General features: G+C 38.8%; 8 protein-coding genes and 1 other annotated feature. Of the genes, 4 read left to right on the forward strand and 4 right to left on the reverse strand.

The genetic code is table 11. From position 1 onward, the window contains the following. The first annotated feature begins 103 nt into the window (after nucleotides 1-103). Together SAZ04_RS18800 and SAZ04_RS18805 are read left to right on the forward strand one after the other, a co-directional pair. The gene (locus SAZ04_RS18800; protein WP_332698094.1) at nucleotides 104-886 is read left to right on the forward strand and encodes an alpha/beta hydrolase; all 783 of its coding nucleotides are present in this window, start codon (nucleotides 104-106) and stop codon (nucleotides 884-886) included. An 81-nt stretch (nucleotides 887-967) separates the two neighbouring features. Then, complete coding sequence (locus tag SAZ04_RS18805; RefSeq protein WP_332698096.1) at nucleotides 968-2023, forward strand: tetraprenyl-beta-curcumene synthase family protein; 1056 nt, start codon at nucleotides 968-970, stop codon at nucleotides 2021-2023. A 181-nt stretch (nucleotides 2024-2204) separates the two neighbouring features. Here SAZ04_RS18805 and SAZ04_RS18810 read toward each other — a convergent pair whose 3' ends face one another. From SAZ04_RS18810 to mnmL, 3 genes are all read right to left on the reverse strand, one after another. Beyond that, nucleotides 2205-2777 (reverse strand): beta-class carbonic anhydrase, encoded by a 573-nt coding sequence (locus SAZ04_RS18810; RefSeq protein WP_332698098.1) that lies wholly within the window; start codon nucleotides 2775-2777, stop codon nucleotides 2205-2207. A 67-nt stretch (nucleotides 2778-2844) separates the two neighbouring features. Further along, nucleotides 2845-3417, reverse strand: coding sequence for a tRNA 5-(aminomethyl)-2-thiouridylate-methyltransferase MnmM (gene mnmM, locus SAZ04_RS18815; RefSeq protein WP_332698100.1), 573 nt, complete (start codon nucleotides 3415-3417; stop codon nucleotides 2845-2847). Then, nucleotides 3417-4364, reverse strand: coding sequence for a tRNA modification radical SAM protein MnmL/YtqA (gene mnmL, locus SAZ04_RS18820; protein ID WP_332698110.1), 948 nt, complete (start codon nucleotides 4362-4364; stop codon nucleotides 3417-3419). Before mnmL ends, mnmM begins: the two co-directional genes overlap by 1 nt. 399 nt (nucleotides 4365-4763) lie before the next feature. Next, nucleotides 4764-4988 (forward strand) — a binding site (T-box leader). Nucleotides 4989-5099: 111 nt separating this feature from the next. On the opposite strand from mnmL, the gene leuS reads away from it, so the two are divergent. Both leuS and SAZ04_RS18830 read left to right on the forward strand, forming a co-directional pair. Further along, a complete protein-coding gene (gene leuS, locus SAZ04_RS18825) occupies nucleotides 5100-7523 on the forward strand; it encodes a leucine--tRNA ligase (RefSeq protein ID WP_332698102.1) in 2424 nt (807 codons plus the stop codon). Between the two features lie 193 nt (nucleotides 7524-7716). Beyond that, complete coding sequence (locus SAZ04_RS18830) at nucleotides 7717-8160, forward strand: hypothetical protein (RefSeq protein WP_332698104.1); 444 nt, start codon at nucleotides 7717-7719, stop codon at nucleotides 8158-8160. An 88-nt stretch (nucleotides 8161-8248) separates the two neighbouring features. Here the strand turns inward: SAZ04_RS18830 and SAZ04_RS18835 are convergent, their stop codons facing one another. Continuing rightward, on the reverse strand, nucleotides 8249-8428 hold the full coding sequence (locus tag SAZ04_RS18835; RefSeq protein ID WP_332698107.1) for an H-type small acid-soluble spore protein: 180 nt from the start codon (nucleotides 8426-8428) through the stop codon (nucleotides 8249-8251). Between the last annotated feature and the right edge of the window lie 300 nt (nucleotides 8429-8728).

The following is an 8728-nucleotide window of genomic DNA, read 5'->3' on the forward strand; positions in this document are numbered from 1 at the left end:
ACACATCCTTTTCGTTTCGTAATAAAATCGCTATACTTATTTTAACGTATATTTGCAGGTCATGGTCCTATTAAAAAATTGATTTGCTAAGGAGGAATACATAATGTGGAAATGGGAAGTGACTGATCCAAGAGGTGCCGTAGTTGTTGTTCACGGGGCTGGAGAACATCATGGAAGATATCAATGGCTCGCCCATAAATGGAATAGTCATGGTTTTGATGTTGTCATGGGAGATCTTCCTGGACAAGGAAAAACAAGAGGGAAACGTGGACACATACAATCATTCACCCAATATCTAGATTCGGTTGAAGAGTGGATCGAAGAAGCACGAATCAAAGGATTGCCTGTATTTTTATTAGGACATAGTATGGGCGGTCTCATTGTTATTCGTACACTAATGGAGCGAAATGGCGCGATGATACAAGGGGTGATATTATCTTCTCCTTGTTTAGGCTTAAGCAAACCACCAGCAAAAACAAAAGAGTTTGCAACGAAAATGTTGCACCGAATCACACCGTCATTGAGTCAAAATTCAGGGATTCGTTCTGAGTTAGTAACACGTAATGAAGACATACGTGAACAATATTTAAGAGATGAGTTACGAGTTAGTAAAGTATCGGCAAGGTGGTATCAAGAATTATCAAAAGCGATGCGGATGGCTCACAGGTATCCTGAAAAGTTACCAAACATTCCTCTTCTAGTCTTGCAATCAGGTGAGGATTATGTAGTAAATAAATATGAAGTAAGGGATTGGTTTAATCAGTTAACGTTAACAGAGAAATATTACAAAGAGTGGGATGGACTTTATCATGAAGTGTTTAACGAGCCAGAAAGAGATGATGTTTTCCGTCATGCGGTGGGATTCGTAAATTTATTGCTCCCATAATAACTGTCGATTTGTTGTCATTGTATGTGACCTATGATTGTGCTAAGGTTCTTATTATGAAATTGATTAGGAGGAAAGCTGTTGAACGCCCCGACAAAACCAATCCCATTACTGATGAAGATTTATAAAGAAGTAATTCCAACTGTCCACAAATATTTCGATCCGTGGAAGCAGAAAGCGGCAACGATTCCGGATCCCGAACTTAGAGCTCAAGCACTTGATTCTCTTGAAAAAAAAGAGTTTCATTGTGAAGGAGGAGGAGTTTATGGTCTTGTGGCCAAAGATCGCTTTGAAGACTTGATTCAGTTTATTATTGCTTATCAAATTGCATGTGATTACCTTGATAATCTATGTGATCGAAGTCCAGCACTTGATCCAAATGACTTTCGTTTACTACATCAATCGCTTTTGGATGCCTTAACTCCTGGTGCGGAATTGAAAAATTATTATCAATATCGAACGGAACAAGAAGATGGTGGGTATTTACATGCCTTAGTGAAAACGTGCCAAGATATTCTTATAACGTTTCCAGCTTTTGATAAGGTGCAAGCCGGTATGTTGGAATTAAGTGGTTACTACGGTGATTTGCAAGTGCATAAACATGTGAAGAAAGAAGAGCGTATCCCTAGGCTTGAGAGCTGGTTTGAAAAGCATCGTCATAAAGTACCTGAAATGACTTGGTATGAGTTTTCAGCTTGTGCCGGGTCAACCTTAGGAATTTATACATTAGCTACGTATGCAACAAAATCCGATCTAACGCAAGAAACGGCTAACATATTAAAAGAAGGTTACTATCCTTGGCTTCAAGGTGTCCATATTCTTTTAGATTATTTTATTGATCAAGAGGAAGACATCGCAGAAGATGAACTAAACTTTTTGTTTTATTATGAAAACGAAGAGGAAATGATTGATCGTTTTCGTTTGTTTGTCGGGAAATCAGAAGAGTTAATTGAGAAGTTACCTGATCCGAAATTTCATAAAATGATTATACGTGGAGTTATTGCGATTTATATATCTGATGAAAAAGTGCAGAAAGACAAAGAGATGAAAATAAAATCGAAGAAGATGATTAAGATGGGTGGTTTACCGACACTTCTTTTTTATCTAAACAGTTGGATGTATCGACGTGAGCGTTGAATAAGAAAAAAAAGCAAGCTGCGGTCTTTTGAAGCAATGAGTGGAGCTATTGTCCTTCTTGAGTAATCAAAAGTCTTCTTTGAACTCACACTGCTTGAATCGGCATTCGAATTTATACTTTTCTTATTTTTAAATATCAAGGGTTTGCCCCTAGTTGGAGGCGAACCCTTTGTTCTGTAATTTATGTAGTAGTCGTTTCGTAACCATCGATGAGCAAATCTAATTTCCCTGTATTAGGACAAATTACAAGGCCATGAACGGGAACATTTTTCGGTAAAAGTGGGTGGTGTTTTATCATTTTGCAACTATGTAGAACATTGTCTTCAACTTTGTCAAACCCAGTTAAAAATGACTTAACATCAACTCCAGAAAATTCAAGTGTGTCAATGGTTTTCATATCGACACCTTTTGCCTCAGCTTTTTTTAAGACCGATGAAGCCTCTAAACCAGTCATTCCGCAGCCATGATGACCAACAACCATAACCTCGTCAGCTTGCAATTCATAAATTCCCACTAAAATACTACGCATTATACTTCCAAATGGATGGGAGATGACGGCTCCAGCATTTTTTATGATCTTCGCATCGCCATTTTTAACATTCAACGCTGCAGGTAGTAATTCTAGTAAGCGTGTATCCATACAAGTTAAAATAACTACCTTTTTATTAGGAAACTTTGTTGTTTGAAACTTCTCATATTCCTTTGCTGCAACAAACTGTTCGTTATGATCCAAAATTGTGCTAAGTAATGACATAAGTAAGAATCTCCTCTCTACTTCTTTAATTTTTTTTTGAAAAGGGGGCCCCCATTTTGTTGTCAATTCAACGTTTTTCAATCGCCACGACAAATGGAGGATTGTTTGCTTGATTTATAAATTCATATTTTAATACATGTGCATGTCTTTGATCAATTTGTTCCACGAATGAAAGAACACTGTTTTTTTCATTTTCCCCTTCTTCGTGCCCGTGATAGATAACAAGGACAATCGTTCCGCCTGTTGGCATCATGTCGAGTAAAGCACTCACAGCTGCTAGAGTAGAGGTTGCCTTTGTGACAATGGATTTGTCACCACCCGGCAAATAGCCGAGGTTGAATATAGCCGCTTTAAGGTTATTTACTTTGTCTAGCGGGATAAAAGACCGTACTTCCTCATGCCCAGATTGAAATAACGTAACGCGCTTATCCAAGCCTTGATCAATTAACCGGTTTGCTGCTTTTGTAATCGCTTGCTCTTGTATATCAAACCCGTAGACATGGCCAACTTCCCCAACAAGAGTTGCAAGATAAGCGGTGTCATGTCCATTTCCAACGGTGCAATCGACAGCGGTATCTCCAGGGCTTAGTGCATTTTCTACTGTAAAACGTACAAAAGGTAAGATTCCTAGTACCTTCACTATAAGGACACCCTCTCTTCCTGGTAATACTTTCCTTGCCAACTATTCCTTCGGATAAGTTCGGCTTCAATTCCATTCAATACGCTCCATTTATTCATGCTCCACATTGGACCAATCATAGTTTCAGCAGGACCGTCACCAGTAAGTCGGTGGATGACCATAGTAGGAGGTAGGACTTCTAATTGATCGCAAACAAGGCTTATATAATCGTCAAGGCTCATAAATTGGACTAACCCTTTTTCGTATTGTTTTACCATTGGAGTCTTTTTTAAAAGGTGAAGCAGATGAATTTTGATTCCTTGGACGTCAAGCTTCGATACTTCTCGGGCTGTCTCCATCATCTTTTGATGATTTTCTAAAGGGAGCCCATTTATAATATGAGCACATACTTGAATCCCATACTTCCTTAATTTTTTGACACCTTCGATATAACATTTATAATCATGAGCGCGGTTGATCAACAAAGCTGTGCGTTCATGAACCGTTTGCAGCCCAAGTTCGACCCATAAAAATGTCCGCTTATTTAACTCGGCCAAATATTCAATGACGTCATCAGGTAAACAGTCTGGTCTTGTTGCTATCGATAGTCCAATAACCCTGTCCTGTTCTAAAATGAGTTCAAAGTATTCACGTAACGTTTCAACCGGTGCGTACGTGTTTGAATAAGCTTGAAAATAGCCGATATATTTTCCACTTTTCCACTTATTGTGCATACGGTCTTTAATTGTATTAAATTGTGTCACAAGATCATCTTTACGATCTCCAGCAAAGTCACCTGAACCCCGCTCACTACAAAACGTACAACCACCATGGGCTACGCTTCCGTCACGATTTGGACAGTCAAACCCTGCATCAAGTGGTATTTTAAAGACTTTTTCACCGAATTGGTCACGTAAATGTTGATTCCACGAATAATATCGTTTGTCCCCAAACGTTTGATTGATCATCGTATCACCTTTCTTTTTAAACACAGCAACAAGAAAACAACTTATCGCTCTATATTGTAGCATGTTAGGAGGTTTCGCCAAAACTTTTTGGGATACTATTGAATGAAAATGAGTGCAATTCGTAGGCAGATCACCTAAAATGGCTTGGAAATTAGAAAGAAAGGGAGGAAATAATTATACCGTAATTACTGTGGTTTCTTATAATCTCTATGGCTGGTTGATTTCTTCTCAATAGAGATGTTGATCTGAGTGCTCTTAATCTTAATTGTTTTTTTCATTGGCATCGTGTTTGTGTATGATTATCTACTAAAGCGTGTCCTCCAAGCAAAAAGCCAAGAAATTGGCTTTTTCGTTACTTGACACAAGACGTGTGAATTCATACAATACTAGTAAGTACATATGCTGACGTAGAAAAGGAATAGTAGTCATAATTGGGAAAATAGAGAGCTGACGGGTGGTGCAAGTCAGTCGAACAAGTATGATGAACTCGCCTTTGAGTTTTAGAAGTGAATACAGTAGCTTCTAACGGGTCACAACCGTTATTTGTGTAGAGCGAATGAAGTTTGTAGAAGTTTCATTAATGTGGGTGGTACCGCGGGAAGTATAACAACTCTCGTCCCTAACAGTGTGTTAGGGATGGGGGTTTTTTTGATATTAAGCGAAGCACCAAGGGTCTGACCCTTTTATCCATATCGCCATTCGAACAAAGATACATGAAATTAGGAGGAAGCAAAGATGTCGTTTTCACATGAACAGATTGAGAAAAAGTGGCAACAGTATTGGGAAGAAAACAAAACATTCAAAACAACAGAGGAAGAAAGTAAACCGAAATTTTATGCATTGGATATGTTCCCATATCCGTCTGGAGCAGGTCTTCATGTTGGGCACCCAGAAGGCTATACGGCTACAGACATCTTATCTCGTATGAAAAGAATGCAAGGGTATAATGTCCTTCATCCTATGGGGTGGGATGCATTTGGTTTACCGGCAGAACAGTATGCACTGGATACGGGGAATGACCCAGCTATTTTTACAGAGCAAAACATTAATACATTCCGTCGTCAAATTAAATCTCTTGGTTTCTCTTATGACTGGGATCGCGAAATCAATACAACAGACCCAGAATATTATAAATGGACGCAATGGATTTTTACGAAACTATATGAAAAAGGCTTAGCTTATATTGATGAAGTTGCTGTTAACTGGTGCCCAGCACTCGGAACAGTTTTAGCGAATGAGGAAGTCATTGATGGCAAGAGTGAGCGTGGGGATCATCCGGTTGAACGCCGTCCAATGAAACAATGGATGTTGAAGATCACAGCTTATGCTGATCGCTTACTGGAAGACTTAGAAGAACTTGATTGGCCTGAGAGTATTAAAGACATGCAACGCAACTGGATCGGGCGTTCTGAAGGGGCTGAAGTGACGTTTAAAGTGGATGGGCATGAAGGAGAAGAGGTAAAAGTCTTTACAACTCGTCCTGACACACTGTTCGGTGCAACATATATGGTATTAGCACCGGAACATAAGTTAGTGAATGTCATTACAACCGCTGAGCAACAGGAGCTAATAAATGCATACAAAGCAAAAGTAGCTGCAAAAAGTGATTTAGAGCGTACAGAGTTGTCAAAGGAAAAAACAGGTGTCTTTACAGGGGCATTTGCGGTTAACCCTGTGAATGGTGAGTCAATTCCTATCTGGATTGCTGATTATGTCCTTGTGAGTTATGGTACGGGTGCAATTATGGCGGTTCCTGCTCATGATGAGCGTGACTATGAATTTGCGAAACAATTTGATTTAACCATTCGTGAAGTTGTTGCTGGTGGCAATGTTGAAGAAGAAGCATACACTGGAGATGGAGAGCACGTAAACTCAGATTTCTTAAATGGGTTAGATAAGGAAACTGGAATTCAAAATATGATCGACTGGCTTGAAGCTAATCAATTTGGTGAAAAGCAAGTAACGTATCGTTTGCGTGATTGGTTATTTAGCCGTCAGCGTTATTGGGGTGAACCAATTCCTGTAATTCATTGGGAAGATGGCACGATGTCAACAGTTCCGGAAAGTGAGCTACCGCTTGAATTACCGAAAATGAAAGAAATCAGACCATCTGGAACAGGAGAATCTCCACTAGCGAATGAGATAAATTGGCTTGAGGTAGTAGATTCTGAAACAGGGAAAAAAGGTCGTCGTGAAACGAATACGATGCCGCAGTGGGCAGGTAGTTGCTGGTACTACCTTCGTTATATTGATCCGACGAACAAAGAAGTACTAGCTGATCCCGACAAACTGAAAAGATGGCTACCTGTAGATATTTACATTGGTGGCGCAGAGCATGCAGTTCTTCACCTATTGTATGCGCGCTTCTGGCATAAAGTTCTTTATGATATCGGTATTGTTACAACAAAAGAACCATTCCAAAAGTTATTTAACCAAGGGATGATTCTAGGGGAAAATAACGAAAAAATGAGTAAATCAAAAGGGAATGTTGTCAATCCTGATGATGTTGTTGAAAGTCATGGTGCTGATACATTACGTCTTTATGAAATGTTTATGGGACCATTAGATGGTGCAATTGCATGGTCAACAAATGGCTTAGATGGAGCTCGTCGTTTCTTAGATCGCGTATGGCGTCTATTTATTGACGAGGCTACAGGACAATTGCGCAACACTATTCAAGATGTAGAGGCACAAGAAAGCTTTGCGCGTGTCTACCACCAATCAGTGAAAAAAATTACAGAAGATATGACAGAGTTACGCTTTAATGTCGCGATTTCACAAATGATGGTGTTCATTAACGACGGGTATAAGCAAGAGGTGTTACCTCGTGACTTGATGGAAGGTTTTGTTAAAATGCTTGCTCCAATTGCACCTCATGTTGCGGAAGAACTATGGGAAAAGCTTGGTCACGAAGGCACAATTAGTTATGCAGAATGGCCAACATTCGACGAATCGATGCTTGTTGAAAACGAGGTTGAGGTTGTCGTTCAGATTAATGGAAAAGTAAAAGCGAAATTAGTCATACCGGCTGATGCAACTCGTGAGCAAATGGTAGAAATCGCTCAAAAAGATGAAAAGGTTCAAGCTGCAATCGGTGATAAAACGGTACGAAAGATCATAGCAGTACCTGGTAAATTAGTGAATATCGTAGTTGGATAGGTCCTAAAAGCACTAAGGTTAGCAATAAAAAAAATAAATTCATTAGAATCAGCTCTAAATAGAGCTGATTTTTTCGGTTTTTTAAGGGAGAGTTCAGCTGAAGAACGTTGAATGAGCATAGAAACAGCTATAATGAGCACGATATTATTGGGTATATAAGTTACCTAACTACGATGATCGGAGGCTTTTCATTATGGTAGAACAAGATAAGCAACTACTACTAGGACAACAAGACAATCTAGAAATACAAGAGACCAAACAGTATCTCCTACAAGCCCAGCAGAATTTACAAACGGAGAATGAACAGTTACAAGAAGCCGAACAGCAACTCCAACAAGTGCAGCAACAAATGCAACAGCTAAATCCATTTCAGCAGGCACAACAGAATTTGCAAATAGAGAATCAACAATTTCAGGAGGCCCAGCAAAAGCTTCAACAAGCGCAGCAGCAAGTACAACAGCAAAAGCTAAACTTGCAACAGTTACATCAACAAGTTGAACAAGGCCAACAACAGTTACAGACACTTCAAGGGAAAGTTGATCAAGAAAAGCAGCATATTCAACAAGAAAAACAACAAGTCCAACAAGCGCAACAAGAGGTTTTTGATGCGATGACAGAGCAAACTAAATTTCAATAAAGAGCATAGGAAAGAGCCAACATTTCATTATGTTAGCTCTTTTTTTCATTATTAAACAAACGTATATTTAGTAACAGGACAACTAAAACTACACTTCTTTTAGTTCAGAAATCTCTACTTCTGATCTTTCCTCTAAAGGCCCTCGTAAATGAACGGTAGCTGTTTTTCCATCTTCATTTAGTTGATCGATCCAAACAGAAGTACCATTATAGGTTACATTAATGTTAGCAGAAGAAGAAAGTATTTGTTTTACACGTGTCGCATCCATTTTAATCACTCCTACTTTTATCTTTTCGTTATATTTTGTGTGATAGTAAGTCGGTTTATTCAAACTTCTCAATAGGATACTTTAAAAGGCAATAATCCTGTTATGATGATACGAGAGGCTCTCATGAAATCATAATTGAATTTTATGAATAAAAAGAAAATTAACTTGATAAAAGTGAATAATCAGTGCCTTTGAAACCAAAAGACTTACATATGTAAGTCTTTTCAGGCTGTTGAGAAAGTGTTCTCAACAGCCTGTTTTTTTTGTTTTTAAATCCGATTATTCAAATGGATATAGTAT

It is taken from the genome of Halalkalibacter lacteus, from assembly GCF_036663595.1.
In the GTDB taxonomy this organism is placed as follows: Bacteria; Bacillota; Bacilli; order Bacillales; family Bacillaceae_D; genus Halalkalibacter; species Halalkalibacter lacteus.

What these genes read in the sequence shown, in the direction of transcription:
- SAZ04_RS18810 (WP_332698098.1), bottom strand. Translation starts at nt 2,777, where the DNA reads ATGTCATTACTTAGCACAATTTTGGATCATAACGAACAGTTTGTTGCA.
- SAZ04_RS18830 (WP_332698104.1), top strand. Translation starts at nt 7,717, where the DNA reads ATGGTAGAACAAGATAAGCAACTACTACTAGGACAACAAGACAATCTA.
- leuS (WP_332698102.1), top strand. Translation starts at nt 5,100, where the DNA reads ATGTCGTTTTCACATGAACAGATTGAGAAAAAGTGGCAACAGTATTGG.
- SAZ04_RS18800 (WP_332698094.1), top strand. Translation starts at nt 104, where the DNA reads ATGTGGAAATGGGAAGTGACTGATCCAAGAGGTGCCGTAGTTGTTGTT.
- SAZ04_RS18835 (WP_332698107.1), bottom strand. Translation starts at nt 8,428, where the DNA reads ATGGATGCGACACGTGTAAAACAAATACTTTCTTCTTCTGCTAACATT.
- mnmL (WP_332698110.1), bottom strand. Translation starts at nt 4,364, where the DNA reads ATGATCAATCAAACGTTTGGGGACAAACGATATTATTCGTGGAATCAA.